27 protein-coding genes are annotated in these 26,952 nt (G+C 68.9%); 8 read left to right on the top strand and 19 right to left on the bottom strand.

The window, feature by feature from the left end; translation table 11 throughout:
* The first annotated feature begins 44 nt into the window (after window positions 1-44).
* Complete coding sequence (locus VHD82_RS08440; protein WP_325699103.1) at window positions 45-371, top strand: DUF6292 family protein; 327 nt, start codon at window positions 45-47, stop codon at window positions 369-371.
* Window positions 372-927: 556 nt separating this feature from the next.
* On the top strand, window positions 928-1,134 hold the full coding sequence (locus VHD82_RS08445) for an acyl-CoA dehydrogenase family protein (RefSeq protein WP_325699247.1): 207 nt from the start codon (window positions 928-930) through the stop codon (window positions 1,132-1,134).
* On the opposite strand, the gene VHD82_RS08450 is transcribed toward VHD82_RS08445, so the two are convergent.
* The 11 genes from VHD82_RS08450 to VHD82_RS08500 form a co-directional block, all read right to left on the bottom strand.
* Complete coding sequence (locus tag VHD82_RS08450) at window positions 1,122-1,793, bottom strand: isochorismatase family cysteine hydrolase (protein WP_325699106.1); 672 nt, start codon at window positions 1,791-1,793, stop codon at window positions 1,122-1,124. The two genes, VHD82_RS08445 and VHD82_RS08450, sit on opposite strands and share 13 nt — an antisense overlap.
* Before the next feature lie 5 nt (window positions 1,794-1,798).
* A complete protein-coding gene (locus VHD82_RS08455) occupies window positions 1,799-2,290 on the bottom strand; it encodes a nuclear transport factor 2 family protein (protein WP_325699109.1) in 492 nt (163 codons plus the stop codon).
* 12 nt (window positions 2,291-2,302) lie between these two features.
* Window positions 2,303-3,790, bottom strand: coding sequence for an aldehyde dehydrogenase (locus VHD82_RS08460; RefSeq protein WP_325699116.1), 1,488 nt, complete (start codon window positions 3,788-3,790; stop codon window positions 2,303-2,305).
* Between the two features lie 67 nt (window positions 3,791-3,857).
* A complete protein-coding gene (locus VHD82_RS08465) occupies window positions 3,858-4,616 on the bottom strand; it encodes an SDR family NAD(P)-dependent oxidoreductase (protein WP_325699118.1) in 759 nt (252 codons plus the stop codon).
* Window positions 4,613-5,101 (bottom strand): pyridoxamine 5'-phosphate oxidase family protein, encoded by a 489-nt coding sequence (locus VHD82_RS08470; RefSeq protein WP_325699121.1) that lies wholly within the window; start codon window positions 5,099-5,101, stop codon window positions 4,613-4,615. The genes VHD82_RS08465 and VHD82_RS08470 overlap by 4 nt, the downstream gene beginning before the upstream one ends.
* On the bottom strand, window positions 5,091-5,819 hold the full coding sequence (locus tag VHD82_RS08475; protein WP_325699124.1) for an alpha/beta hydrolase: 729 nt from the start codon (window positions 5,817-5,819) through the stop codon (window positions 5,091-5,093). Before VHD82_RS08475 ends, VHD82_RS08470 begins: the two co-directional genes overlap by 11 nt.
* Complete coding sequence (locus VHD82_RS08480) at window positions 5,812-7,023, bottom strand: acyl-CoA dehydrogenase family protein (protein ID WP_325699127.1); 1,212 nt, start codon at window positions 7,021-7,023, stop codon at window positions 5,812-5,814. The genes VHD82_RS08475 and VHD82_RS08480 overlap by 8 nt, the downstream gene beginning before the upstream one ends.
* Window positions 7,020-8,153 (bottom strand): CaiB/BaiF CoA-transferase family protein, encoded by a 1,134-nt coding sequence (locus tag VHD82_RS08485; RefSeq protein ID WP_325699130.1) that lies wholly within the window; start codon window positions 8,151-8,153, stop codon window positions 7,020-7,022. The genes VHD82_RS08480 and VHD82_RS08485 overlap by 4 nt, the downstream gene beginning before the upstream one ends.
* Window positions 8,150-9,760 carry a class I adenylate-forming enzyme family protein gene (locus VHD82_RS08490; RefSeq protein ID WP_325699133.1) on the bottom strand — a complete coding sequence of 537 codons (1,611 nt, stop codon included), beginning with the start codon at window positions 9,758-9,760 and terminating at the stop codon, window positions 8,150-8,152. The genes VHD82_RS08485 and VHD82_RS08490 overlap by 4 nt, the downstream gene beginning before the upstream one ends.
* A complete protein-coding gene (locus VHD82_RS08495; protein WP_325699136.1) occupies window positions 9,761-11,146 on the bottom strand; it encodes an MFS transporter in 1,386 nt (461 codons plus the stop codon). It abuts the gene before it with no gap.
* 46 nt (window positions 11,147-11,192) lie between these two features.
* The gene (locus tag VHD82_RS08500; RefSeq protein ID WP_325699139.1) at window positions 11,193-12,434 is read right to left on the bottom strand and encodes a CoA transferase; all 1,242 of its coding nucleotides are present in this window, start codon (window positions 12,432-12,434) and stop codon (window positions 11,193-11,195) included.
* A gap of 159 nt (window positions 12,435-12,593) precedes the next feature.
* Between VHD82_RS08500 and VHD82_RS08505 the strand changes: the two genes are divergently transcribed.
* The gene (locus VHD82_RS08505; protein ID WP_325699143.1) at window positions 12,594-13,337 is read left to right on the top strand and encodes a dienelactone hydrolase family protein; all 744 of its coding nucleotides are present in this window, start codon (window positions 12,594-12,596) and stop codon (window positions 13,335-13,337) included.
* Window positions 13,337-14,182 (top strand): enoyl-CoA hydratase-related protein, encoded by an 846-nt coding sequence (locus tag VHD82_RS08510; RefSeq protein ID WP_325699146.1) that lies wholly within the window; start codon window positions 13,337-13,339, stop codon window positions 14,180-14,182. Before VHD82_RS08505 ends, VHD82_RS08510 begins: the two co-directional genes overlap by 1 nt.
* A 42-nt stretch (window positions 14,183-14,224) precedes the next feature.
* Here VHD82_RS08510 and VHD82_RS08515 read toward each other — a convergent pair whose 3' ends face one another.
* Genes VHD82_RS08515 through VHD82_RS08525 form a run of 3 tightly spaced genes read right to left on the bottom strand, consistent with a single transcriptional unit; the run spans window position 14,225 to window position 17,298 of the window.
* The gene (locus VHD82_RS08515; RefSeq protein WP_325699149.1) at window positions 14,225-15,349 is read right to left on the bottom strand and encodes a 2-methylaconitate cis-trans isomerase PrpF family protein; all 1,125 of its coding nucleotides are present in this window, start codon (window positions 15,347-15,349) and stop codon (window positions 14,225-14,227) included.
* 15 nt (window positions 15,350-15,364) lie between these two features.
* On the bottom strand, window positions 15,365-16,246 hold the full coding sequence (locus tag VHD82_RS08520; protein WP_325699151.1) for a fumarylacetoacetate hydrolase family protein: 882 nt from the start codon (window positions 16,244-16,246) through the stop codon (window positions 15,365-15,367).
* Window positions 16,243-17,298: a cupin domain-containing protein gene (locus tag VHD82_RS08525; protein ID WP_325699154.1), complete on the bottom strand. Its 1,056-nt coding sequence runs from the start codon at window positions 17,296-17,298 to the stop codon at window positions 16,243-16,245. The genes VHD82_RS08520 and VHD82_RS08525 overlap by 4 nt, the downstream gene beginning before the upstream one ends.
* Window positions 17,299-17,449: 151 nt before the next feature.
* Between VHD82_RS08525 and VHD82_RS08530 the strand changes: the two genes are divergently transcribed.
* The 3 genes from VHD82_RS08530 (at window position 17,450) to VHD82_RS08540 (ending at window position 20,586) form a co-directional block, all read left to right on the top strand.
* Entirely contained in the window at window positions 17,450-19,075 is a 1,626-nt protein-coding gene (locus tag VHD82_RS08530; RefSeq protein ID WP_414637473.1) for an FAD-dependent oxidoreductase, read from the top strand.
* A gap of 1 nt (window position 19,076) precedes the next feature.
* Window positions 19,077-19,685, top strand: coding sequence for a PaaI family thioesterase (locus VHD82_RS08535; RefSeq protein ID WP_325699159.1), 609 nt, complete (start codon window positions 19,077-19,079; stop codon window positions 19,683-19,685).
* Window positions 19,686-19,779: 94 nt separating this feature from the next.
* The gene (locus tag VHD82_RS08540; protein WP_325699162.1) at window positions 19,780-20,586 is read left to right on the top strand and encodes a FadR/GntR family transcriptional regulator; all 807 of its coding nucleotides are present in this window, start codon (window positions 19,780-19,782) and stop codon (window positions 20,584-20,586) included.
* A 51-nt stretch (window positions 20,587-20,637) separates the two neighbouring features.
* On the opposite strand, the gene VHD82_RS08545 is transcribed toward VHD82_RS08540, so the two are convergent.
* Window positions 20,638-22,101 carry an NAD-dependent succinate-semialdehyde dehydrogenase gene (locus VHD82_RS08545; RefSeq protein ID WP_414637474.1) on the bottom strand — a complete coding sequence of 488 codons (1,464 nt, stop codon included), beginning with the start codon at window positions 22,099-22,101 and terminating at the stop codon, window positions 20,638-20,640.
* A 150-nt stretch (window positions 22,102-22,251) separates the two neighbouring features.
* Between VHD82_RS08545 and VHD82_RS08550 the strand changes: the two genes are divergently transcribed.
* Entirely contained in the window at window positions 22,252-23,019 is a 768-nt protein-coding gene (locus VHD82_RS08550) for an SDR family oxidoreductase (protein ID WP_325699165.1), read from the top strand.
* 60 nt (window positions 23,020-23,079) lie between these two features.
* Here the strand turns inward: VHD82_RS08550 and VHD82_RS08555 are convergent, their stop codons facing one another.
* From VHD82_RS08555 to VHD82_RS08570, 4 genes are all read right to left on the bottom strand, one after another.
* A complete protein-coding gene (locus VHD82_RS08555) occupies window positions 23,080-23,421 on the bottom strand; it encodes a 2Fe-2S iron-sulfur cluster-binding protein (RefSeq protein ID WP_325699168.1) in 342 nt (113 codons plus the stop codon).
* Window positions 23,422-23,432: 11 nt separating this feature from the next.
* Window positions 23,433-24,665, bottom strand: coding sequence for an NAD(P)/FAD-dependent oxidoreductase (locus VHD82_RS08560; RefSeq protein ID WP_325699171.1), 1,233 nt, complete (start codon window positions 24,663-24,665; stop codon window positions 23,433-23,435).
* On the bottom strand, window positions 24,662-25,915 hold the full coding sequence (locus tag VHD82_RS08565; protein ID WP_325699174.1) for a cytochrome P450: 1,254 nt from the start codon (window positions 25,913-25,915) through the stop codon (window positions 24,662-24,664). The genes VHD82_RS08560 and VHD82_RS08565 overlap by 4 nt, the downstream gene beginning before the upstream one ends.
* A 173-nt stretch (window positions 25,916-26,088) precedes the next feature.
* Window positions 26,089-26,952 carry an isocitrate lyase/PEP mutase family protein gene (locus tag VHD82_RS08570; protein WP_325699177.1) on the bottom strand — a complete coding sequence of 288 codons (864 nt, stop codon included), beginning with the start codon at window positions 26,950-26,952 and terminating at the stop codon, window positions 26,089-26,091.

A 26,952-nucleotide genomic window follows, 5' to 3' on the forward strand; every position in this document is an offset into this window, starting at 1 on the left:
GGTCCGCCCGGCGAACGCCGCGTCGGCCCGGTAAGGAGACATCGATGAAACCGGACTTCGGGTACGGGGAAACGGTGGCGCTGCGCGCGTACGTCGAATCCGTCGCCGAATTGCTGGGTGTCGAGCCGGCTGCGTCGTGGAGCGAGCCCGGAAACCCCGCCGTGGCCTACATCGCGCTGGCGGAGCGCTCTTCCCGCTATCCCGGCCGGCTGCTGATGGCGCAGTGGAACAGCGACACGGGGTGGTGCCTGGCGCTGGAACCGGAATGCGGTGAGGCGCCCGTCGTGCTGGCCGCGTGGCCGGAGCCCCGCCGGCCGGATCCGGCGGTGGTCGCCCGTCGCGTGCGCGAGGCGACCGCGGCAGGCAGGTAGCCACAAGCACCTTGGATGCACCGGATGAGGAGTTCTCATGGTGGAAACGGTCGGCGACTACCTGCTTCAGCGGTACCACCTGGCGTGTTCGCGGAGCACGCATTCGGTATCAGCATCGACGAAATCCAGCGCGAAAGACGCCCGGGGAACAAGCGCAGCCTCGGGTTTTCCCTGCCTGGTCAGAAGCGTATCCTGCCGACCTTACCCAATCACTTCAGGGCCTTGAAATCGGTGCTGGAAAATCACCCAGGCGGTGACTTCCAGCCCAAAGACTGCGACGGGATGGGCCTGTCCGCGCCACCACGGCATCGTCAGGTACACACGGACAATTCTGAACGTCGCCGCGACCAAACAACCATCGCAAACACCAGAAGGGATCTTGCGGACGGGACACGGCCCCACCGCTACTCATTCCGTCGGGTTCTCGCGTGTTGTAACTCGTTCCCGTCGCCCGGGTTTCGCCACATGATCTTGGTTTCCGGGACGGTGCCCGCACCACGACGTGCCAGACCCATCCGTAAGGGCCCTGACCAGGGTATCCACGGACCAATCGTGAATACAACCTCGCGAATCGGCTGCGCACAGGCGTGTCAAGGATTGCCTGCTGTCGCACGGGAACCACGGCTACGCCGGGGAACTGCCGTTCGAACAGCGCCTGCGCGACGTCATGGCGGTGGAGATCGCCGACGGCACCGCGCAGATCCAGAAGATCATCATCGCCAGGGAAAGGTGCGGCCGGGACTTCGTGCCCTACCCGCGCTGAACCGGTGTCCCGGCGCCGATCCCGGCGACCACCTGCGCGGTGGAGACCACGTGGCACCCGAGCCAACCCGCGACCGACAGCGCGGAAGCGTGGATCTCCTCACTGTTCGCACCGCACGCGTCATCCACAATGGACACCGAGTAGCCCAGGTCCCAGGCCGCCAGCGCGGACAGCAGGACACAGGCATTCGTGATCACGCCACAGAAGACGACATCGGTCACACCCGCGTTGCGGAGCAGGATGTCCAGGTTCCCGGTCCCGAATGCCGACGACCCGGCCTTGTCGACGACGGCCTCTCCCTGCCGTGGAACGAGTTCCGCCAGCACATCGAACTGGCGGGTGCCTCGTAGCGAACCGGAACGCCGGTGCAGGTCGCGGATGTGCGGCTGCGAATCGCCGTAGTCACCGAACTGCGCGCCGACCCGAGTGAAGACGATCCTTGCCCCCGCGGCCCGGAACGCGTCGAGCATCCGCGCCGAGTTGGGCAGGACGTCTCCGGCCAGCCGTTTCCAGTAATAGGCCAGATCGACTCCGTCCTCGGCGAACACTTTCGCCAGGCCGCCATCCGGGTCGGCGTCGAAGGTCGTCAGATCGACGACGACGAGCGCCGTGCGTGCCGGGTCCAACGATGTCGCAGCGGGGGTTAGCACCGTCTCCATCGCCTTCACCCTCCGTAGACGGCGTTCAGTTGCGCCGTGTCGTAGTACTCCTCGAAGGAAGCGACCTTGCCGTCACGGAACCGGAAGATCTGGACGTAGCGCCCCTGGTAGCACAGTTGCTTGTTGCCCCAGTAGGCACCGGTCCGCACGTCGATGTCGCTGTGCGAGCGCGTGACGATCGTGTCCGGGTCCGCGCCCGGGATGATCTCGTCGATGAACCAGTCGAAACGGCCGTGCATCTCGTCGTGGATCGGGTCCCAGAACGCCCGCACCGCGTCCCACCCCGAGTGCACGGTCACCGCGCAGTTCTTGACGTCCTCGGTCGCATACGGCGTGACTACCTCGGGCGCGTCCGCGACCCATAGCCGGTAGAAGCGCGCCTTGTCCTTCAGGTACAACGAAAAGAACTCGATGATCGTGTCGATGTTGCGGCGGGCGGTCTCGTCCGCGGTGGTGACCGGCGAGGCCAGGGTGACGCCATTGACCACGGTTTCCATGAGTCGCTTCTCCTAAGCCAGGTGGGAAGGGCTGCCTTCGAGAATCACGGTCTTGTTCTCCAGGTACGGGCGAAGCCCGTCGACCCCGCCTTCCCGGCCCAGCCCGGACTGTTTGAAACCGCCGAACCCGATCCGCATGTCGCTGCGGAAGACGTTGTGCCCCACCGTTCCCGACCGCAGGCGCCGGGACACCGCGTAAGCCCGGTCGACATCGTCGGTGAACACCGAGTTGTTCAGGCCGAAGATCGTGTCGTTGGCGAGCTCGATCGCGTGCTCCTCGTTGTCGGCGGGGATCACGCTCAGCACCGGGCCGAAGATCTCCTCTCTGGCAACGGTGGCACCATTGTCCACATTGGCCAGAACCGTCGGTTCGTAGAACCAGCCGCGGTCGAGTTCCTTCGGGCGGCGCCCGCCGGCGGCCAGCCGTGCGCCTTCGGAGACGCCCAGCCGGACGTAATGCTCCACTTTCTCCAGCTGGCGCCGGGTGGCGATCGGGCCCATGCCCGTCGCCGGGTCGAACGGGTCGCCGAGGCGCACCTTCCCGAACACCGCGGCGAGGGCGTCCACCAGCTCGTCGTGCCGGTCGCGGCGCACGATGATCCTGGTCAGCGCCGAGCACACCTGACCGGTGAGGAAACATGCGTAGCCGCCGATCGCCTCGGCGGCGGCGCCGAGATCGAAGTCGTCGAGCACGACCGCGGCCGACTTCCCGCCCAGCTCGAGGGTGACACGGGCGATCCGCCCGGCGGTGATTCCCGCGATCTTCCGCCCGGCCGCGAGGGAACCGGTGAAACTGATCTTGTCCACTCCGGGATGCCGCACGAGGCGTTCCGACGGCCCGCGATCCGCCGTCACCACGTTGAGCACGCCCGGCGGGAGCCCGATCTCCTCCGCGATCTCGGCCATCACATAACCCGACCCGGGTGCCTCCGGCGAACATTTCAGCACGACCGTGCAGCCCGCGAGCAGGGCCGGCGCGATCTTGTAGGCCATGATGTTCACCGCCGCGTTCCACGGCACGATCGCCCCGACGACGCCGACCGGCTCCCGCACGATCAACGCCAGTTCACCGCCGCCGGGCGGGTTGTCGAACCGTTCCTCGAACGGGAAACTCCCGGCCAGCCCGGCGTAGTACTCATACACAGCGCCGATCGTGCCCGCGAAGGCGTGCGCGACGGCGTGCGTGCTGCCCATCTCGCTCGGCCAGATCCGGGCGACGTCGTCCACCCGTTCGTCGAGTTTCGCCGCCATGGCACGGAGATAACCCGCCCGCTCCGCAGGGGACAGTCGCGGCCAAGGGCCCCGGTCGAACGCGGCGCGCGCCGCGGCGACCGCGCGATCGATGTCCGGTTCGGTGGCTTCCGCGACGCGGACGAACACCTCTTCGGTGGCGGGGTCGATCACCTCGATCCGCCCGCCCGCACTGGGGTCGACCCAGGCGCCGTCGAGGTAGAGACTGCCAGGGCGCGCGATCGGCGCCGCGGTCGTCGGGTGGGACATCATCGTCTCCCTCAGGTTGTGCTGTTCCGAAGCGCGGGGCCCGGAAAGACCAGGTGGTTCAGCTGCGTCACCGCACCATCCCCAGCCCGCCGTTGACCGCGATGATCTGGCCGTTGATGAACCGCGCCCCGTCCCCGGCGAGGAACACCATGACGGGCGCGAAATCGCGGTCCGGGTCACCGAGCCAGCCGCCGAGCGGCACCTTGGCGTACCGCTCACCGCGGTCCTTGGTGCCCGCGTCCGTCATCGGGGTCGCGATCGCCGGCACCACCGAGTTGACCCGGATGCCCTGGCGGCCCCACTCGTCGGCCACCGTGCGGGTCCACGACATCACCGCGCCCTTGGTCGCGGAGTAACCGGCCAGGCCGGCGATCGGGTTGAGCCCCGCGTCCGAGCCGAAGTTGAGGATCGCTCCGGTGCCGGCCTCGCGCATGACGGCGAACGCGGCCTGGTTCGTGTAGACGGTGCCGCGCAGGTTGATGCCGAACAGGAAGTCCAGATCGGCAGGGGTCAGTTCGTGCGCGGGTTTCGCCCGCTGCACACCGGCGATGTTGACCAGGACGTCGAGCCCGCCGAGAGTGGCCGCCGCGTCCCGCACGGCTTCGGTGACCTCGGTGTGGTCGGAAACGTCCACAAAGGAGAACCGGACCGAGCCCGGCCCGGTGCGGGTGGCCTCCGTTGCCACCGACCGGCCCGCGCTTTCCTTGATGTCAAAGGAAACCACCTGCGCGCCTTCGCGGGCGAACGCACGCACGGTGGATTCGCCCATGCCCTGTGCACCACCGGTGACGATGATCCGTTTGCCTTCGAGCTGCATCCCGGTCATGCCTTCCCCGCCGGCTGCGCGGCCCGCAGCTTCCGGTGGTCCCAGCTGATGATCCGCTTCGGGTGCACCACGATCACCGCGCGGTTGTGGATGCTGCGCTCGACGATCCGCTCGACATCCTCCGGGGAGTCGTCGGTGCCGCCGTGCCGGGTGCGGTACAGGTACTCGCCCACCGTCCACAGTGCCTCGTGATCGTCACGCACCTCGCCGTCGCCGATCAGCGTGAGGCCGCGCAGGTCGTAGTACTTCTCGCCCTCTTCACGCATGACGGTGACCCTGGGGTCGCGTCGCACGTTGACGACCTTCTGCGACTTCCGTTTCGCGAGGAACGCGACCTCGTCGCCGAGGAAGGCGTAGTACAGCGCGGTCGTGTGAATGTAGCCGTCGGGACCGATGGTGGACAGCGCCATCTTTCCCGTCGGGCGAAGGAAATCCCGCTGTTCGTCCAGGGTCATTTTGATCTCGGCACGCCGGTCAGCGCCCATGTTCGCTCCTTTCCACCGCCAGGCGCACCAGTCCGGCGAACTCCTCCGGACGGCGCCGGTGTGCGGCGTGATCACCTGCTTCGACAGTCTTCAGCCGGACGTCGGGGACCCGTTCGGCCAGCAGCCTCGCCGCACGCGCGTGCCTTTCGTCCGTTGCGGTCCCGTATGCCGCGATGACCGGAACCGGCACCCGTTCCGGCTCGAACGGTGGCAAGTCGTGGGCCGCGGACCACAGTTCGGCCGCCCAGGCCGGGGCCGAACGAAGGAATCGCTCACGACGGCCCGCAGGAAGCCGGTCCCAGGCCTCGCCGATGTGCCGGCGCAGAAAGCCCTCGGCCGCCGCCCGTGCTTCCGCCACCGGCGCGTCGCGGCGCGCGGGCAGTGCCGGGCCGGGCCACCACGGCAGCCAGGGCATCGGCGGTTCGTACACACACGCCGCGCGCACGAGCGCCGGTTCCCGCATGGCTGCCGACAGCGCGATGACGCCGCCCAGGCTGTGCCCGACCACCACCGAGGGCGCGCCGTCGAGCACCTTGAGCAGGTCGTCGACATGCCCTGGCAGATCCGGCGTACCGAGTTCCAGCGCGGAGCCGTACCCGCGCCGGTCGTAGGTGACCACCGTACAGTCGTCCAGAAGTGCCGCTGTGGCACGGAAACTCGCGGACGAGTCCATCGAGCCGTGCACGAACACCAGCCGCGCGGCCGAACGGTCAGTCACGCGGCATCCCCAGGCATTTCTCGGCGATCGAGTTGCGCACGATCTCGTCGGTCCCGGCGAAGATGTGCACCCCGGGTTCGCCCAGCAGGAACGAGTTCCACGAGAACGTGCCCCATTCGCCGGTGTCGGCGACCAGGCTCGGGCCCAGCACCCGGCTCACGAAGTCCGCCCCGGCACGCAGGTTCGCGCTCAGCGCGAGCTTCGACACCAGCGGTACCGGGTCGGTGCGCAGGAACGGCGTGGCGGCCTTGTCCGAGCCTTGCACGCCGAGCTGGCGGGCCGCCCAGAAGCCGGTCAGCACCTTCACCAGTTCCTGCCGGACGAGGGGATCATCGGCGACTCCCATGGCCCGCACCAGTTCCACGAACCGGGTGCCGTTGGCGATACCGGAACCGGACTTGCCCATCCCGCCGCCGATACCGGCCCGTTCCCTGGCCAGGATCTCGCGCACCACGTCCCAGCCCTGGCCGACCTCGCCGAGCAAGGCGGCATCCTCGACCACCGCGTCGTCCAGGTACACCTCGTTGAACGCCGCGCCACCGGTCATCTGGGTCAGCGGTACCACGCGCACGCCGGGCTGATGCATGTCGAGCACGAACGTGGAGAACGCGCCCTTGCCCCGCTCATTGCCGCTGCGGCAGAACACGATGCCGATGTCGGCCAGGTGCGCGTCGGACGTCCACACCTTCTGCCCGGTGATGCGCCAGCTCCCGCCGTCACGAACCGCGCGCGTGCGGGCCGAGAACAGGTCGGACCCCGCCTCGGGTTCGCTGAAGAGTTCGCACGCGACCAGGTCACGCTGCAGGGCACGGGGAACGGTGCGCCGGATTTCCTCGGTGGCGTATTTCAGCAGCACCGGCCCGATGACGTGGTCCAGCTTGAAATAGCTGTCGTTGGGCACGTCGAACTCGCGCTCCAGGCGCCGGTAGGCCCGCGCGTACTCGCCCGGCAGACCGCGGCCGCCGAGCTCCGGCGGCCCGGACAGCCAGCCGTACCCGGCGTCGAACCGCTTGCGCCGCCACTCGCGCGCCTCGGCGAGTCGTTCCCGTTCCTCCTCGGAATCGGGCTCCTCCCACAGGTCGACGCCGGTGTCCTCCCCGGCGCCCCATTCGAGCTTGCGGCGGGTGGGCGGGCGCGGCGGAAGGTGCTCGGCGAGGAAGGCGCGCGCGTCGCGTTCGAACTCCTCGACGGTCTGGCTGGTCATGCGATCACTCCCGAGGTACGGAGGGTTTCGATCTCTTCCGGCGTCCGGCCGATGGTGGCCAGCACGGAATCCGTGTGCTCACCGGGAAGAGGACGCCGGCGTGCGGCCGGTGGCGTGCGGCCGAACCGGGGCGCCGGGGCGGGTTCGGCGAACCCGTCGACGTCCACGAACGCGTCCCGCGCCCGGTGCGCGGGGTGCGCGACCGCCTCGGCCGGTGTGAGCACAGGCGCGAAGCATGCCTCCAGACCGTCGAAGGCCGCGCACCATTCGTCCCGGGTCCGCTCGGCGAAGGCCTCCGCGAAAACCTTCTTGCGCCTGGCCCACAGCTCGCGGTCGTACTGCGGGAAGGCGTCCTCGGCAGGGATCCCCAGCGTGGCGACGAGCTGCTCGTAGAACTTCGGCTCGATCGCGCCCACCGATACGTGACGGGCATCGCGGGTGCGATAGACCTCGTAGAACGGGGCCCCGCTGTCGAACAGGTTGGTGCCACGCTCATCGGACCAACGGCCCACCGAGCGCAGGTGGTGCACGACGGTCATCAGCAGCGACGCACCGTCCACACAGGACGCATCGACGACCTGCCCGCGCCCGGACGCCGCCCGCTCCACGAGCGCGGCGCAGACCCCGAGCGCGAGCAGCATTCCCCCGCCGCCGAAATCGCCGACGAGCGACAGCGGCGGGACGGGATCCTCCCCCGCCCGCCCGATCGGCTCCAGCGCACCGGCCATCGCGATGTAGTTGATGTCGTGCCCGGCGACGCCGGAGAGCGGGCCCTGCTGACCCCACCCGGTCATCCGGCCGTACACCAGCCGTGGGTTGGCCGCCAGGCACTCATCCGGGCCGAGCCCGAGGCGTTCGAGCACGCCGGGCCGGTTGCCCTCCAGGAAAACATCCGCCCCCGACACCAGATCCGCCACCAGATCCCGGCCCGCGGGCCGCTTCACGTCGATCACGACGGAACGCCGCCCGCGGCCGAACGAGTCCAGCTTGCGGGCCCGCTCCGGATCCCGCGCCGGCCGCTCCACGCGGACGACGTCGGCGCCGAGATCGGCCAGCATCATGGCGCAGAACGGCGCCGGGCCCTGGCCGCCCATCTCGACGACCCGGATGCCGTGCAGGGCGCCGGTCATGGCCGGTTCTCGTCGACGATGTCCTCCAGGCCGCGTTCGGTCCACTGCTGGAGCAGTTCGCGTTTGGCGATCTTGCCGACGCCGGACATCGGCAGCTGCTCGCGCCGGATCCACCACCGCTCCGGCACCTCGAACCGCGCGAGACGTTCCTTGCACAGCTGCGTGAGGTCCTCGATGGCAGGCAGGCCGGCATCGACCGGCGGCACGACGACCGCGCCGACGATCTCGCCGAGATCCTTGTCCGGCACACCGAGCACGCCCACGTCCGCGACAGCCGGGTGCGACAGCAGCGTGTTCTCCACGTTCGCCGACGCGATGTTCTCCCCGCCCCGGATGATGACCTCCTTGACCCGGCCGGTGACGTAGAGGTACCCCTCGTCGTCGATCCGGCCGAGGTCGCCGGTCGCGATCCAGCCGTCCTCGTCCTCGATGGGGCCCTCGCCGAGGTAGCCCTCGGGCACGTTCGGCGTGCGGCCCATGATCTCGCCGACGCCGTCGGAGTCCGGGTTCGCGATCCGCACCTCCACGACGGCCAGCGGTTTGCCGACCCGGCCGGGATGGTCGCCGATCTCCGACCCGGCTCCGGCCGCCAGCAGCCCGCCGGACTCGGTGAGCCCGTAGAGGCTGCCGACCCGTTCCTTGACCCCGGGGAAGGCTTCCCTGATCCGCTCGCGCAGGTTGGCAGGCACCGCGGAACCACCGAGCGGCACGGACTTCAGCGTCGAAGTGTCCCATTTGGAGAGATCGGGATGGTCGAGCACACGGGTGACCATGGTCGGGATGCTGCCCCAGGACCTGACCTTCTCCTCCTGGATCAGCCGCAGCACTTCCACCGGATCGAACTTCCCGTTCAGCATCACGATCTTCCCGCCCTGCAGCAGGGTCGCGCAACTGACCTGGACACCGGCGAGGTGGAACAGCGGGACCGTCTGCAGGCTCGTGGTGCCGACGTAGTCCTCGGGCAGCTCGTCGGGCAGGCGCCGGGTCATCGCCAGCAGGTTGTGCAGGTTCCCGATGATCGACCGCTGGGACATCAGGATGCCTTTCGGCGTCCCTGTCGTGCCCGAACTGAACATGATGACCGCGGGGTCCTCTTCGGACACTTCCGCCCCGGGAAGCACCGCCGGATCTCCCGCGTCCACAATGGAGCGCAACTCGGCGAAGGAGACCCTGGGCACGGAGTGCAGATCGCGGTCGGAGATCATCAGCTTCGACTCGCTCTTGCGGACCAGCGCGTCCACCTCGCGGTCGCTCCACCACGAGTTGCCCAGCGCGGTCACCGCGCCGAGGCTCTGCACCGCCCAGAACGCCACGACCCATTCGATGCTGTTGAACCCGAGCAGCAGCACCCGGTCGCCCTTGGTGACGCCATAGGCCGCCAGCCGGTTCGCCACCGCGGCGACAGCCTGTTCATGCTGCTCGAAGGTCAGCCGCCGGTCGCCCTGCACCAGCATCTCCCGCCCGGTCCACCGCCGTGCGCCGATGAGCAGGTCGCGCACCCGGTGCGGCCGGTCCTTGTACATCAGCGACGGGCGGCCGTGCACGGTTCCGCGCACCACCTCGCGACCCCACTTGATCTCCGGTGTGGACTGCGTTAGCGCCTGCATTCAGGAATCCTCTCGCACCTGCGCACTCGATTCGACTTTCCATTGTGGACTCCCGTGTCCGGGAAGTTCCTTGATCTCGTCGCCGGCCCCGGTCACGACGGCCATTTCCCGCGCGTTGGGCAGCAGCTTCCAGGCCACGAAAACCTCGCACAGCGCGACGACCGCGACGTAGTAGGCGGGAGCGACGCTGTTGAACGTGGACACCAGCCACGTGGCCACCAGCGAAGCGGTGCCGCCGAACAACGCGAAACCCAGCTGGTAGGGCAAAGCACTCGCCGACGCGCGGACGTCGACCGGGAACAGCTCCACGACCGCGAACCCGGCCGCCAGGTTCATCGGGTACACGAACACGATGTAGACGGCGATCGCGATCGTCGCCGCCACCGGCCCCTGCCCGATCAGCAGGAACGCGGGGACCGTCCAGACGGCGAGGCCCAGCGTCAGGCCACCGGCGAACATCTTGCGGGACAACCGATCCGAGAGCCGGCACAGGTAGTGCACCACCGGCATCGCGATCAGGAACGCCAGCGCGATCACCAGCAGCGCGGCCGACATGGTGTAGCCCTCGAACTTCACCATGAGGGTGACCATGAACCCGATCAGCAGGTATCCGGCCAGCGACACGATGCCGATCCACGCGAACAGCGTGAGCATCTCGCGACGCACCGTGCGGAACGCCTGCACGAGCGGGATGTGCCGGCGCCCGGTCCGCGCGACCTCGACCGCCGCCGCCTGGAACGTCGCCGACTCCCGCAGTTTCATCCGCAGGTACAAACCCAGCAGCCCCAGCGGGATGCCGATGAGGAACGGGACACGCCAGCCCCAGGAGTCCATCTGCCCCTTGGTCGTCACCGCGCTCATCAGCAACGACAGCAGCGCACCACCCATGACCCCGGCCATCACCGACAGCACGAGCCAGGAACCGTTGCGCCCGCGCCGGTCCACCGGCGAGTGCTCGATCACAAGCACGTACGAGCCGCTTTGCTCGCCACCAGCGGAGAACGCCTGTGCCAGCCGGCAGAGCAGCAGGAGCAACGGCGCAGCGACCCCGATCGCCGCGTAGCCCGGCAGCACACCGATGGCCGCGGTGGAGACGCTCATCAGCACGACCGCGATCAGCAGCGCTCGTTTGCGGCCCCAGCGGTCGGCGACGTGCCCGAACACGATCGCACCGACCGGGCGCATCACGAACGAACCGCCGTACACGGCAAAGGTGGCCAGCAACGCCGCCTGACTGCTGAAGGCCGGGAAGAACTGCTGCGAGATGGTGATGGCGAAGAACCCGTAGAGCGTGAAGTCGTAGAACTCGATGAAGTTCCCGATCGCGCCCGCCCGCGTGGCGCGTGCGCGTCTGCTCCTGGCCTCCGCGGAGGCGGGACTGGTCATGGTGATCCTCCGGGCTGTTACACGACGTCGGGTAAACGGGGGATGCTCAACTGTCCTTCTCGGACTTCACCGCGCCCGCGGAGTGCAGGGCGCGGATCTCCGCGTCGCCGTACCCGGCTTCGCGCAGGATCTCGTCGGTGTGCTCGCCGAGCCCCGGGGCATAGCCCCGCGGGCCGGTCGGCGCGTGTTCGAACCGGATCGGGTTGTTGGGAACCAGGTACTTGCCGTACTTCGGGTGGGTCAGCTCGGTGACCGCCTGGTTGGCGACCACCTGGGGGTCTTCGAGTGCGTCTTCGAGCCGGTGGATCGGCCCGCACGGCACGCCTTCGGCTTCCAGCTGCTCCAGCCACACGTGCGCGGGCCGCTTGTCGAACACGGTCTGCAGGCGGGCGCACAGCTCGTCGCGGTGCTCGATGCGGCCGGAGTTCGTGCTGTAGCGCTCCTCGTCGAAGTCACCGAACTCTTCGAGCATCGGCAGCAGCTTGCGCCAGAACTTGTCGTTGAGCACGGCGAGGATGAAGTACTTGCCGTCGGAGCCGGTGAAGGGCTGATACGGCACGAGCTGCGGATGCCCGCCGCCCTGCGGGCGGAACGGCACGCGGGTCTTGTCCCACGCCGTGATGTAGTTGGCGAACGAGGCGACCTGCCCGTCCAGCAGGTTGATGCTGATCTTGTCGCCGCGGCCGGTCCGGTCCCGCAGCCGCAGCGCGGCGCAGACACCGAAACCGAGGAAGTAGGAACCGACGAAGTCCGCGATCGGGACGCCCACCTTGACGGGGCCACCACCGACCTCACCGGTCACGCCCATCATCCCGCTCATCGACTGGGCGAGGATGTCCATGCCCGGCTGGTGGGCGCGCGGGCCGGTCTCGCCGAACGCGGTGATCGAGGCGTAGATGAGGCGAGGATTGAGCTCACGCAACGTGTCGTAGTCGATACCCATGCGCCGCACCGCGTCCGGCCGGAACGCGACGACGAAGACGTCGGCCTCGGCGATCAGCCGCCGCAGCACCTGCTGTCCGCCGGCACTCTTCAGGTCCAGCGAGATCGATCGCTTGCTGCGGTTGACACCGAAGAAGTAGGCGCTCTCACCGGGGTCGAACGCGCTGTCGACGTAACGGAAGCTGTCCCCGGCGAGCGGTTCGACCTTGACCACGTCGGCACCGAGGTCGCCGAGCATCGAGGTCCCGTAGGGCCCGGCGCCGATCTGCGAGAGGTCGACGACGCGGACTCCGGCCAGTGGCAGTGCGTCCTCGGCGGACAGGTCGGTGTGCAACGGACTGCTCATCTCCTACCCCTTGTTGTCGGGCGTGGCCGCGACGCAGGTTCACGCTATTGGTCAAACCATTAGAATCCAGCCGTAGCACGATGTCAACAGCTTCTGATGAACCCTCGCTTCGTGTTACGGTCACCTGAAAACTAATGGTTTGACCAAAGGACACCGCCTGTGACGGATCAGGTCGAAAGCAGATTCATCGAGGTCGACGGACTCCGCGCGCACCTGACGCTGCCCGCCGCCGGCACGCCACCGCGCGCCGCGACCCTGTTGCTGCCCATGATCACCGGGATCGGCAAGCGAGTGCGGGAGTTCGGTGAGTCGGTCACCGCCCGCACCGGAGCGCTCACCCTGGCCTGGGATCCCTGGCACGGCAAGTGCTCCGACGATACGGAGTTCGCCGAACTGCAGAGGCTGCACGCCGCGCTGGACGACGAGACGGCGTTGCACGAGCAGCGACGGCTGCTGGACCACCTGCGCCGGGAATTCGGCACGCCCGCACCGTCGGTGGCCGGCTGGTGCCTTGGCGGGCGGCTCGCCCTCATCCTCGGCGCGAGGACGCCGGAGTTGTCCGCGGTGGTCGCTTTCCATCCGACACTGCCCCTCGAACCGGAGCCAGGCCACAGCATCGACGCCATCGACGCGGCCGGCGCGATCGCGGCGCCGGTGATGGTGCACTACCCGGGCAAAGACTCCCTGGTGCCGTGGGAGAACTTCACCCGGCTGCAGACTGCGCTGCAGGGCCGCGACACCGAGTCGGCCACCATCGTCCACCTCTACCCGCGTGCCAAACACGGGTTCAGCGACGACCGGCGGCACGGCGAGCAGGTCAACGCGGACGCGTGGGCCGTCTCGTGGCCGCAGACACTGGAATTCCTCAAATCCACCGCGAACAGGAAGGGCAAGGACGCCTGATGGAGCTGAAAGTCACCAAGTACGAGATCGACGACGGCGTGGCGACGGTGTGGTTCCACCGGCCCGGCCGTGGCAACTCGTGGACCAGCCGCATGAACGCCGAGTACCGGTGGGTGATGGACACGCTCGACCGCGACCCTGGGGTCCGGGTGGTGGTGCTGACCGGTTCCGGCGACCAGTTCTGCGTCGGCGCCGACAGCAAGGCGCTGGACTTCTACACCGAGACCGACAAGGACTACACCGAGACCGTCGACCCGGCCGCGCTCGCGCAACCCGGCACGGGCGTGCACCAGGAGTTCGAACACGACCTGGTGTGGCACTGGGGCCTGCGGGTGCCGGTCATCGCGGCGATCAACGGCGCCTGCGCCGGGATCGCCGCGGCGATCGCGAGCTTCTGCGACCTGCGCTTCGCGGCCGAGGGCATCAAGTTCACCACGTCCACCCCGCGGCTCGGGCTGCCGTCGGAATACGGCCTGTCCTGGGTGCTGCCGCGGATCGTGGGCACCACGAACGCCGCCGACATCCTGTTCACCGGCCGGGTGGTGCGCTCGGAGGAGCTGATGCGGATGGGGTTCCTCAACGGGGTCTATCCGCGGGAAGGGTTTCTCGACGAGGTGTACCGCACCGCGCGGATGATCGCCGACCAGGTGTCGCCGGCGGCGATCACGTCCGCGAAGCGGCAGCTGTACGCGGATCTGCTGCACCACAGCGTCGGTGGCGCGATCGAACACTCCAAGGAACTCATCGGCGTGATGATGCGGCAGCCGGACTTCAAGGAGGGCGTGGCGGCTTACGCGGAGAAACGCCGCCCGCGCTTCGCCCCCGCTGTCACGCCCGGCACGTGACATGCTCGAGCCCCCGGCCCGCAAGCCGGGGGCTCGGCCACGTCAGACGTGCACGAATCCGGTGAACAGCCGTCTCGTCGTGCGATACGCCGTCGCGTACTGCGCACGGAACCCTTCCGGCGCCGAGGAATCCGCCACCACCGAGGCGTCCACCTCCAGCGGCCCTGACGGCGAACCCAGCCGCAGCGAGCCGCCTGCCCGGTGGTCACGCACCTGCCGGTGCACCACGGAACCCGGCAGCCGCGCGGCGATGGCCGTGCACAGGGCACCCGTGAGCGGCAGCGCGCGATGGGCCTTCCCGTTGGACCAGAACCGCACCAGCAGGTCGATCTCGTTCTCCGGTACTTCTTCCCCGGAGAGGGTGCGATAGGCCGCGGGCGGCGCGACCACGGCCACGAACGGGGTCATCCGCCGCTCGCCGGCGGCCCGCTCGTCCCCCGCCAGTCCCATCCGGACCGAACCCTCCCGGCGCAGCGACTCGACGCGCTCGGCCGTCTCCGCGTCCCCGTCGAGCGCTTCGGGCAGCTCGGTGGCGGTCAGGCCCAGGTCCGCGGCGTCGAGGAACACCACGGGGTTGCTCGCGTCCACGAGACTCGCCGCGACGGTCAGCCGCGTGGTCACCTGGCCCGCGGGGAGGAGCGCTCCGGTGGCCGCACCGCCTGGCTCCAGGAAATCCAGCCGGACCGGCGCTCCGGTGCCGGCGACTCCCTGCAACCGGTAGTCGCCCTCGGTGACACTGCGGCCGTCGCGCACCTCGAACGCCGCACGGATGATCTTGCCGGTGTTGACGTTGTGGACCCGCACCGAGGCTTCCCCCGCGACCGCCGGTACGAGCCCTTCGTCGACGGCGAACGGCCCGATGGCCGAGGACATGTTGCCGCAGTTACCCGTGTAGTCCACGGCCGGTGTGTCCACCTGCACCTGTGCGAACAGGTAGTCCACATCCGCGTCGGGACGTGACGGCGGCCCGACGACGCAGACCTTCGAAAGCGACGACAGGCCGCCGCCCATGCCGTCGAGCTGCCTGCCGTAGGGATCCGGGCTGCCCATCGCCCGCAGGAAGATCGCGTCGCGCTCTTCCCGGGCCTCGGGGAGATCCCGCTCGTGGAACACCAGCGCTTTGCTCGTGCCGCCGCGGATGAACGCGGCCCGGTAGTCAGCGGGCACGGGTCCGGCCTCCTTTCAGAACGGCCGCGGCGCGGGCGCGGCCTCGATCACGGTAAGCGACATCGCGCCGATCGTGTCGATCTCGATGGTCACCTCGTCGCCGGGAACCACCGGCCCGACCCCCTTCGGCGTGCCGCTCGCGATCACGTCGCCGGGCTGCAGGTCCACGACCGACGAGATGAGCTCGATCGCCTCCGCGACGTCGACGATCATGTCCTTGAGCGCGGCACCCTGCCGCTGCTCGCCGTTCACCGACAGCCGCGACGAGAGCACCGTGAGGTCCCCGACTTCGTCGGCCGTCACGAGATGCGGGCCCAGCGGAGTGAAGCCGCGGAACGACTTCCGCAGCGACCGCTCTTCCTCGAACTCCCCCGGCTCGATCCGCATCGTCAGGTCGATCAGGCACGCGTAACCGAAGACGTGTTCCACGGCCCGTTCCCGCGGCACGTTCCGGCCGTGGGAGCCGATGATCACGCCGAGCTCGCACTCGTGGTCGAACCGGCGCGACGATCCGGCGGGCAACGGAACCGGCTCCCCCGCACCGCTGACCGAACCGGCGGCCTTGAGGAAGAACCCGTTCTCCCGCGCCGTCCTGCCGCGTTTCGTGATCGCCCGCGAGCCGATCTCCCCGATGTGCGCGTGGTAGTTCGCCGGGATCGCGAACAGCTGTGGCGGCGCCGGGTTCGCGGCCCGCAGCACCACCGAAGATGCCGGTACCACGGGGAATTCCGCCAGATCCGCGAGCCTGCCGCTGACCCGCGGCCAGTTCCGGATCAGCCAGTTGACGCGCTGCGCCGGCCAGGACTCGAACTCGGCGGGCACGATCGCGGTGATGTCACGGATATCTTCGCCCTGCACGACGCCGACCCGGTAGTCGTCGAAAACGGCCAGCCTCATCGGACGATTTCCTCGTGGTAGACGTTCAGCGTCCGGTACACGGGACTGTCGTCGATCCGGAACAGCCTCGCCTCGGCGTCGTGTTCGTTCACGTGCCGCACCGGCGCCCACGGCGGGACCGCGAGGAAATCGCCCTTGCCCCAGTCGAAGCGCTCGTCGCCCACGAAGGACGTGCCCGCGCCGTCGATCACCCAGTACACCTTGCTGCCGCTGTGCCGGTGCGTGACACCCTGGAACCCCGGTCGCAGGGTCTGGGTCTTCATCGACATCGAGGGCAGCGCGGGACCGCCGCCCGCCGGGTTCTGATACTCCAGGATCACGTCGTCACACGGGTCCGGTTCCAGGCCCTTGGCCAGCTCCAGCGCCGCCTCGGCCTGCTCGCGCGAGTAGACCAGCAGCGGGTTGCGCCGCGGCGCGGGCGCGGCGCCGACCGGGCGCAGCAGCCCGGAACCGAACTCGCGCCAGGACTTCTCCGGCTGCTCCCCGACAGGCTGCACGTCCTCGGGGTACGGGTCGAAGAAGATGTTCTCCAGCTTGCGCATCAGCGAGACGTCGAGCACGTCGAGCCAGATCATCGGCTCGTCGCCGTGGTGCACGTGGTCGTGCCAGGCCCAGTTCGGGGTCAGCACCAGATCGCCCTCGTGCATCGGGTAGTTCTCGCCGTCGACGGTCGTGCGGCAGCCGCTGCCGTACATCACGAACCGGAAGGCGTCCGGGCTGTGCCGGTGCGCGGTGGCGACCTCGCCGGGGTTGATGTACTGGATCGAAGCCCAGAACGTCGGCGTGGTCCCGTATTCCAGGCCGGGGTTGGCCAGGCGCAGCGTGCGCCGGTCGCCGCCGGGGCGCAGGTCCAGCACCTCGCCGAGTTCGTGCAGGAACGCTTCGAGTTCCGCCCACCGCCAGTGCATCGGGCGCATCGGCGACTGGGGCACCCGCGTGAACAACGGCGGATCGTCGGGCTGCGCGATCTTCAGCCCCGACCGCGCGAGCTTGTCCCGCAGCCGCAGGCGGGCGGCCGTGTCGTCGACGGCTCGTGCCGCGGTGTCGGTCATCGCTTCCTCCCGGATCCATTGGTTTGACCATTTCAGTATGGTGCGCCGTTCCGGACCCCGTCAACATTGACGGAATCAAATGGTTTGACCATACTGCGTTCATCCGGTTCCACTCACGGAAAGGCACGAGCGCATGGTCCAACGAGTACCCGTGTTGATCGCCGGCGGCGGTCCCGTCGGCCTGGCACTGGCGGGTGATCTCGGCTGGCGCGGGGTGCGTTCCGTCGTCGCCGAGGTCCGCGACGGTTCGGTGTTCCAGCCCAAAATGGACATGGTGGGCATCCGCACCATGGAGTTCTGCCGCCGCTGGGGAATCGTCGGCGACGTGGAATCGGCCGGTTACAACCGTTCCTACGTCCAGGACTGCGCATGGGTGACCAACCTCAACGGCTACGAGTTCGGCCGCGAAGCCTTCCCCCCGCCGGAGCGCGAGAAGCCGCCGCCACAGAGCCCGCAGCACCGCGAGCGGTGCCCGCAGAACTTCTTCGACCCGGTGCTGACCCGGTTCGCCGGATCCACCGGGCAGGCCGACATCCGGTATCGCACGGAGCTCGTCTCCTTCACCGACCACGGTGATCACGTACGGGCCGTGCTCCGCTCCGCCGAGACGGGCGAGACATACGAGCTCGATGCCGACTACCTGGTCGGCGCGGACGGCGGCACGAGCACCGTGCGCACCGGGCTGGGCATCGAGATGAGCGGGGACGGCGCGCTCACCTACACCGCGAACGCGATCTTCCGTTGCGACGGCTTGGAAAAGCTGCACACCACGACACCGGGCTACCGGTATATCTTCATCGGCCCCGAGGGCACCTGGGCCACCCTGGTGGCCATCAACGGCCGTGATCAGTGGCGTTTCTCGCTCATCGGCGACGACACCCAGCAGGAGCCGACGGCCGAGGAGATGCGCGCGGCCATCGTGCGCGCCGTCGGCCGTGAGTTCGATTTCGAGATCCTGTCCGTGCTGCCGTGGGTTCGGCGGCAACTGGTCGCCGACAGCTACCGGAAGGGCCGGGTTTTCCTGGCCGGGGACGCCGCGCACCTCACCTCGCCGACCGGCGGGTTCGGGATGAACACCGGCATCCTCGACGCGGTGAACCTGTCCTGGAAGCTGGCCGCCCGGCTGCACGGCTGGGGCGGTGAGGCACTGCTGGACAGCTACGACTTCGAGCAACGGCCGGTGGCCGTCCGCAATGTCACCGAGGCCGGGGACAACCTCAAGCGCATGCTCGCGCCGCGGATCGCCCGCCCCGACCCGGCGCTGTTCGCCGACGACGACAGCCCCGCCACGCAAGAGGCGCGGAAACGGTTCGGCGACGACTACACCGCGATGATGAAGCGCGAATGGCACAGCATCGGCATCCACCTCGGATACGTCTACGAGGGATCGCCGGTGATCGTGCCCGACGGAACTCCGATCCCGTCCATGGCCGTGTCCAGCTACACCCCGTCGGCCCGGCCGGGATCGCGGGCGCCCCATGTCTGGCTGGACGGCGAGCGTTCGCTGCTCGACGAGTTCGGCCCCGGATTCGTCCTGCTGCGCTTCGACTCTTCGGTGGATGCCGCAGCGCTGCTGGCGGCGGCCGGGGAATCCGGTGTGCCCGCCCGGGTCGCCGACATCGACTCCGTCGAGGCCGCCGAGTTGTACGAGCGCAAACTGGTGCTGGTGCGCCCCGACGGGCAGGTCTGCTGGCGCGCGGACGAGGTGCCCGCCGACCCCGCCGCCGTTCTGCGACGGGTCACCGGACAGCCCGCGGCCGCCAAGGTGGGGGCCTGACATGGACGCCGAGCCCGAAACCGAGGCGGACAGCGTCCTGGCGGAATACGCGGCGGAGGCCTGCCGCCGGATGGCCGCCGGCCTGCTCGAACACACCGGCTCCGAGCTGCGATCCTTCCTCGGCGCGGAAACGGCGCGGCTGCGCGCCGCGCTGGACGATCCGGCCACCCTGGAACCCGCCGAGGCGCCCCACGACCCACCGAGGTTCAGCCGCAAGGGCCACGTCGTGATCAACACGAATCCGGTGACCAGCCACCGCAACGTCCTCGCCCCGCTGCTCACCGAGAAGTTCGACGGCGACTGGGCCATCGCCACCGTCGGCCCGCTGTCCCGCCAGTTCCAGGGGCCGCGCGGGAAGTTGCACGGCGGCTACGTTGGCGTGCTGCTGGACCAGGTGCTGTGGGACGCGGTGTTCCACCGGCTCGGAGCCGCCAGTTTCACCCGCACCCTGAACATCACCTACGAAAGCCCGGTCCCGCTCGGCGAGGAGCTCACCATCGAAGGCCGCGTCACCTCGGTCGACGGGCGCAAGACCTTCGCCGAAGGCGAGTTGCGTTGCGGCGACACCGTTTGTGCCCGCGCCGAAGGCCTCTGGGTTTCGCCACGATGAGCGGCTCGGCGCGCTTCCTGGCCGCCCGCGGACCGCGGTCGCTACACTGGCCGGGTCCAATGGTCAAATCATTAGCAACCGGGGAGGCCGGCAGATGACCGAGTCCGGCTCGTCACGCGCGATCACGGCCGTCAATCCGTGGTCGGAGCACGCAGGTGGCGACGGTTCCGCGCTGTTCACCAAGGTGCGCACCCGCCGTGGCTTCGAATACATCTACGACCAGATCAGGAACGCGGTGGCCGACGGGCGGCTGCGCCCCGGCGACCGGCTCCCCGCCGAACGCGAGATGGCCGAGATCTTCGGGGTCAGCAGGCAGGGCGTCCGGGAAGCCATCCGCGGCCTGGAGACGACCGGGCTCGTCGAGTCCCGTCCCGGGGTCACCGGGGGTGCGTACATCCGCGAGGGCGATCCACAGGTGGTGTCCCGGGCGCTGGGAGACCTGGCGTCGCTCGGCGCGCTCTCGTCGGAAGACCTGCTCGAAGCACGGATCCTGCTCACGTCCACCGTGGTCCGCCTCGTCGTCGAGCGCGCCACCGAGGAGGACTTCCAGCTGCTGGAAGAGGATGTGGTCGCCACCGAGCGACAGGCGAAGAACGCCGAAGTGGGATTCGAACGGACCGCACAGATCACCGAGTTCTACCGGATCCTGGCCAAGGCCACGCACAACCAGGTCCTGGTGGTCCTCACGGACTCGCTGGCCCAGATCGTGCATCTGCGGCTCAACCGGGTCGGGCCGCCGCCGAACAAGGACATCGGCAAGATCCGCCGCCGGATCCTCAACCGGCTGCGCGAGGGCGACGCGGACAAGGCGATCGCGGAGATCACCCGCCACCTGCGCCGGCTGGAGAAGGTGCTGGTCGCGGCCGAGAACGAACACGCGGCGGCCAACGGCTCACGCTGAGAACACAGGAAAGTGCCCTGGCTCCCCTCCGGGGGCCAGGGCACTTTTCGCTCAGAGTTGCACGGCGACGAACTTCGTCTCCAGGAACTCGTCGATTCCCTCCGAGCCGCCCTCGCGGCCCAGCCCGGACATCTTCGCCCCACCGAACGGCGCCGCCACGTTGGACACCGAACCCTGGTTCAGCCCGACCATCCCGGTCTCCATCGCCTCGGCCACGCGCAGGGCCCGCCGGTAGTTCTCCGTGAAGATGTAGGCCACCAGGCCGTAATCGGTACTGTTCGCGGCCGCGATGACCTCTTCCTCGGTGTCGAACGGAATGAGCGGGGCGACCGGGCCGAAGATCTCCTCCCGGGTCACCCGCGCGGTTTTCGGTACGTCCTTGAGCACTGTCGGCTGGTAGAAGTACCCGGGCAGGTCCGGCCGCGCACCGCCCATGACGAGTTCGGCTCCCGATTCCAGCGCGTCGGCGACCAGGGCCTCCACGGTCCCGCGCTGCTTCTCGGTGATCAGCGGCCCCAGTGTGACGCCTTCCGCCACGCCGCGTCCCTGCACGAATCCCGACATGCGGTCCGCGAGTTTCCCGGCGAAGGTGTCCATAATGGACCGTTGCACGTAGACCCGGTTGGCCGCGGTGCACGTCTCCCCGCCGTTGCGCATCTTGGTCATCATCAAGCCGTCGAGCGCGTTCTCGATGTCCGCGTCGTCGAACACGATGAACGGCGCGTTGCCGCCCAGCTCCATCGACACCTTCAGCACCCGCTTCGCGGCCTGCTCCAGCAGGTGCACCCCGACCGCGGTCGAGCCGGTGAAGGAGAGCTTGCGCGCCTTGCCGGACGTGATCAGCGGTTCGACGACCTCGGCGGGCGAGTTCGTGGTCACCACGTTCACCACGCCGTCGGGGACACCGGCCTCGGCGAAGATGTCCGCGAGCATCAGCATCGTCAGCGGGGTCTCCGGCGCCGGTTTGACCACGCAGGTGCAGCCGGCCGCGATGGCCGGGGCGATCTTGCGCGCGCCCATCGACAACGGGAAGTTCCACGGCGCGATCAGGATCGCGGGCCCGACCGGCTGGCGGGTGACGATGATCCGGCCGCCACCGGCCGGGCTTTCCTGGTAGTTGCCCCGGATCCGCACCGCCTCCTCGGCGAAGTGCCGGACGAAATCGGCCGCGAGCGCGATCTCGGCCTTGGCCTCGTCGACCGGTTTGCCCGCTTCCAGCGTCATCACCAGCGCCAGCTCGTCCGCCCGCTCGTGCATCAGCTCGAACGCACGGCGGAGCATCTCCGAACGCTGCCGGGCCGGGACTCGCCCCCAGGATTCCTGGGTCCCGACCGCGACGTCGAGCGCGCGCATACCGTCTTCCGGGGTACCGTCCGCGACCTGGCAGAGCACCTCCCCGGTGGACGGGTCGTAGACGTCGAACGTGCCGCCGCCGGACGCCGCGCACCATTTCCCGCCGATCAGCATCTGCTTCGGCGCGGCCGCGATCGCGGCCCGTTCCTGCTCGATCGTGATGGTCACCCTTGACTCCTCACCGCGAAAACTTCCCTCGAGGGTTTCAAATGGTTTGACCATAAGCGTACCATGACGGAGAACGATGCCGGGGCGAAAACCTTTGGTACACAAGGAATCATGCGGCCATGCGGCCCGAACAGGAGGATCGACATGCGATTGGCGAACAAACGAGCGGTCATCACCGCCGCGGCGTCCGGCATGGGCCGCGCCGGCGCGGAACTGTTCGCCCGCGAGGGTGCCAAGGTAGCCGCGATCGACCGTGACGCCGGCGCGCTGAAGTCCGTTGTGGACGGGATCAACGACCAGGGTGGCAAAGCCGAAGGGTTCGTCGCCGACCTGTCCGACAACGACGCGGTGGCCCGCTGTTTCGCCGAGGCGACCGCCTGGCTGGGCGGGGTCGACGTGCTGTGGAGCCACGCCGGGATGCCGGCACCGTCGGAGTTCGAAGGCCTCGACCTCGACCGGTACCAGCGCGCGGCCCAGCTCAACGTCACCCAGGCGACTCTGCTGGCGAGCCTCGCCGTGACGGAGATGCACAAGCAGAACAAGGGATCCATCGTCTTCACCTCGTCCTCGTCCGGGCTGGTGGGCTCGGCGTCGAGCCCGCTGTACTCCTCGCTCAAGGCCGGCCTGATCGGGTTGACCAAGGGCCTCGCCGTGCGGTACGCGACCGAGGGCATCCGGGTCAACGCGATCTGCCCCGGCATGGTCGCCACCCCGATGCTCTACAACGACTTCATGGCCGACTCCCCGTTCAGCCGGGAGGAGACCGAGAAGCGGTTCCTCTCCGCCATCCCGATGGGCAGGCCGGGCCAGCCCGAAGAGATCGCGCACGCCGCATTGTGGCTGGCCTCCGACGACGCCTCGTTCGTCACCGGCGTCGCGCTCCCGGTGGACGGCGGCCTCGTCGCACGCTGAGCGCAGGAACGGCTTTGCGGGCCACCATCGACAAGAATGGTGGCCCACAAGGCTTTCCGGCTACTCCTCTTCCGGTGCCAGCCGCACGGTGATGCCGTCAAGGGCGGCGTCGTGCGCGACCTGGCACGACAGCCGGGACGTGGCCTCGTCGAAATGCTCGGTCTCCTCGAGCAGTTCCATCTCGTCCTCGCCGCGCTCCCCCAGCCTCGTGACGACCGCGGGGTCGAGGAAGACGTGACAGGTCGCGCACGAGGCGGTGCCACCGCAAGACGCGAGGACCGGAAGCCCGTTGTCCCGCAATGCTTCCATCAGCGACTGGCCCGGCTCCCATGCCAGCTCGCTGGCTGCGCCGTCGCGGTCGAGCGCGGTCAGTCCGATGGTGGCGGTCGTGGTGTCGGTCATGGCTCTCCTCCTCACACAGTCGCCAGGTACTGGGCCTGGGACAGTTTCACGGCCGGGTCGGCGGCCAGTGCGCGGTCGATGCGGGCACCGGACGCGATGAGTTTCTTCGCCGGTGCGAAATCTCGCGCCGAGCCGACGGTGTCGATCGCGGCCAGCCGCCCGTCGCGCAGGTACAGCACGGCGAACCGGCCCTCGGCCACGCTTCCCCGGAGCACGATCTCGTCGCCGGGTTCCCGCAGGCCGGCGGTCTGCAGCCGGACGCCGTGCTGGACGGTCCAGAACCACGGCACCTCGCACCTGACCTGACCGGCGCCGGCGATGGCCTCCGCCGCGGTGATCCCTTGCGCCACGGCGTTCTGCACACTCTCCAGCCGCCGGTCGATCCCCTCTTCCGGGCACACCTGCCGCACCACGTCGCCCACGGCGTGGATGCCGGGATCGGACGTGCGGCAATGCCGGTCCACGAGTACGCCGTCGGCGCACGCGAGCCCTGCCTCCTCGGCGAGCGACTGGTTCGGCACGACCCCGACGCCGGCCACGACGAGATCCGCGTCGTGCACCGACCCGCTCGACGTCACGACACGTTCGACGGCACCGTCACCCTCGAACGCGGCGACGCCCTCACCGAAGACGAACCTGGTTCCCTTGCCACGGTGGAGATCCTCGTAGAACCGGGACACCACTTCCGAGGTCACCCGGCTCATCACCCGGTCCTGCGCCTCGATCACCGTGACGGCACAGCCGAGTTCGCCCGCCGCGGCCGCCACCTCCAGTCCGACGTACCCGGCACCGACGAGCACGACCCGGCGCCCGGGCATCAGCTCCCGCCGCAACGCACTGGCGTCCGCCCACGTCTTCAGCGTCCGGACGCCACGCAGGTCACCGCCTGGCACCGGAAGCGTTCGCGCCGTCGAGCCGGTCGCCAGGACCAAAGTCGCGTAGCCCAGCCGTTCCCCGGTCCCGAACTCGATTTCCCGCTCGGCGCGCGCGATCCGCACGACCCGCTTCCCGGCGATCCGGTGGATCCCGCGCGCGGCGTAGAAATCCTCCTTCCGCAGCGGGGGCGGCGCGGTGGCGCCACCCTTGAGCACGTCCTTCGACAGCGGCGGCCGCTCGTAGGGCACGACGTCGTCCTGGTCGACCAGCACGACCTCCCGGCCCAGCTCGGCGAGCCTCGCGGCGGCCTGGACGCCCGCGTGCCCGGCACCCACGATGACGACCGGCCATCCGTCCACTTCGGTCACTTCCCGCTCACGGGCACGAGGTCCACCCGCAACGACTCGGGACCGGTGGTCATGCTGTTGCCCTTGAGGAACACGAGATCCCGGTCGTGGTCGAACGACACCGACGCGACCTTCTCCCCGAGCAACTCCGCCGTCACGCGGGTCTCCAGCCGCGCGAGCGGGGCGCCGAGGCAGCTGTGGATACCGTGCCCGAAACCGAAATGCCCGTCGGCTTCGCGGTCGATGTCGAACTCGTCGGCACGCGGCCACACGTTCTCGTCGCGGTTGGCCGAGGCGATCAGCAGTCGCACGATCGAACCCGCGGGAATCGTCACGCCCCGGATCCCCACGTCCTCGGCAGTGCGCCGGACCGCGCGGTGCACCGGCCCGCGCATGCGCACCAGCTCCTCGACGAACCGCTCGGCGTCCGCCGGGTTGTCCCGCAGCCTGCCCAGCAGCGACGGGTTGTAGGTGAGTTCGCGGAAACCACCGCCCATCAGGCGCATCGTGGTCTCGAAGCCCGAGACGAACACGAAACCGCACAGTTCGATGGCTTCCTTTTCGGAGATCAGCCCGTCGTCCAGCCAGGAGCGGGCGATGCTGCCACCGACGGATTCGCTCTTCGCCTCGTACAGCCGAAGCAGGTTCTGGTGCAGGTATGCGAAGAACTCACGCGTATAGCGTTCGTCGTCCGGCGTGCCGGGGGCGCTGCGCGCCAGCCGCGCGAAGAAGACGAACATTTTCTCCGACAGGAACGACACATGCTCCAGGTCGTCGATCGGGACGTCGAGGATGCTGCTGATGGTCGCCATGGTCAGCGGCCGGGCATAGCCCTCGAGCACCTCACCGCCCCCGGCGGCGATCATCGCGTCCAGCTTGGCGCTCGCGACCTCCCGCACGCGCTGCTCGACGAGGCCGATCGTCTTCGGCGTGAACGCGGCGGCGACCACCTTGCGCAGGCGCGTGTGGTCCGGGGCGTCCATCAGAGTCAGGAACGCCAGCTCCTGCGGGTCGTTGATCTGGGACCGGAAGATCTTGGGCTTCCGCAGCGCCCAGCGCACGTCCTCGTGCCTCGCCACCATCCAGACGTCGCCATCGGTGTGCTGGACCCGCAGCACCGGCGCGTTCTTCCGCATCCACGCGTAATGCGCATAAGGCTCACCCTGCGTGCCCGTGTGATCGATGATGCGGTACGGCTCGAGGCCTTCGGGCCAGTCGAGCTCGTGGGAGTACGGCGGCAACTGCGCGGCCGTCGGCGTCGTCGTCGACATCGTCCGTCCTTTCAGCCGGTATCACCGCTTCCTTGCGGCTGAAGTCCACTGTGGCAACGCGTGACCGCAGGCACATAGCCGAATTTCGATGAGTAAAAGAATTGGCCCCTGCCTGGTGAAAACAAGGAAGCGGCGACCTGATGGCCGCCGCTTCCCCGCGCAGGACACCGGGACTACTCCACCGAGTAACGCTTCTCCAGGTCGTCGTAGAAAGGCTTGCCGACCAGGCGCTGCCGCTCCTGCCAGCCGGTCAGGTCACCGGCCACCGACGCGAGCGAACCGGTGTCTCGCAACCCTTCGAGGACTCGCAAAGTGCCCTTGACCGCGCCCTGCAGCGGCGCGTTGGCGAACAGGGCGATGGCGAAGCCGTCGAGCTGATCGAGCGGGACCATCGGCGTACGCCCGCCTTCGACGAAGTTGATGACCTGCGGACCGCCCAGCTTCCGCGGGATCTCGTGGATCTCTTCGACGGTCTGCGGTGCCTCCAGGAAGATCACGTCCGCGCCCGCCTCCTGGTAGGCCGCGGCGCGCTCCAGCGCCCCTTCGAAGCCTTCGCCTGCCCTGGCGTCGGTGCGCGCGATGATCAGCAGGTCGTCGTCGGTGCGGGCCTCGACCGCCGACCGCACCTTCTGCACCATTTCCGCGGAACCGATCAGCTCCTTGCCACCGAAATGCCCGCAGCGCTTGGGAAAACGCTGATCCTCCAGCTGGACCGCGTCGGCACCGGCCCGTTCCAGCTCCCGGATGGCGCGCCGGACACCGATGGCGTTGCCGAAACCGGTGTCACCGTCCACGATCAGCGGCAACGACACCGCTTCGCGGATCGCCGCGACGTGCGCGGTCAGTTCGCTCAGCGTGACCAGCCCGATGTCGGGCGTACCGAGGAAGGTGTTCGCGATGCCGGCTCCGGTCACATACACCGCCTCGAAGCCCACTTCGGCGATCAGCCGTGCGGTCAACGCGTTCGCGGCCCCTGGAACCACCAGCAGCGGGCCATCGGTCACGCGGGCACGCAATGTCTTGCGCGTGTCGCTCAT

The organism is Amycolatopsis sp., from assembly GCF_035546795.1.
Classification (GTDB): Bacteria; Actinomycetota; Actinomycetes; order Mycobacteriales; family Pseudonocardiaceae; genus Amycolatopsis_E.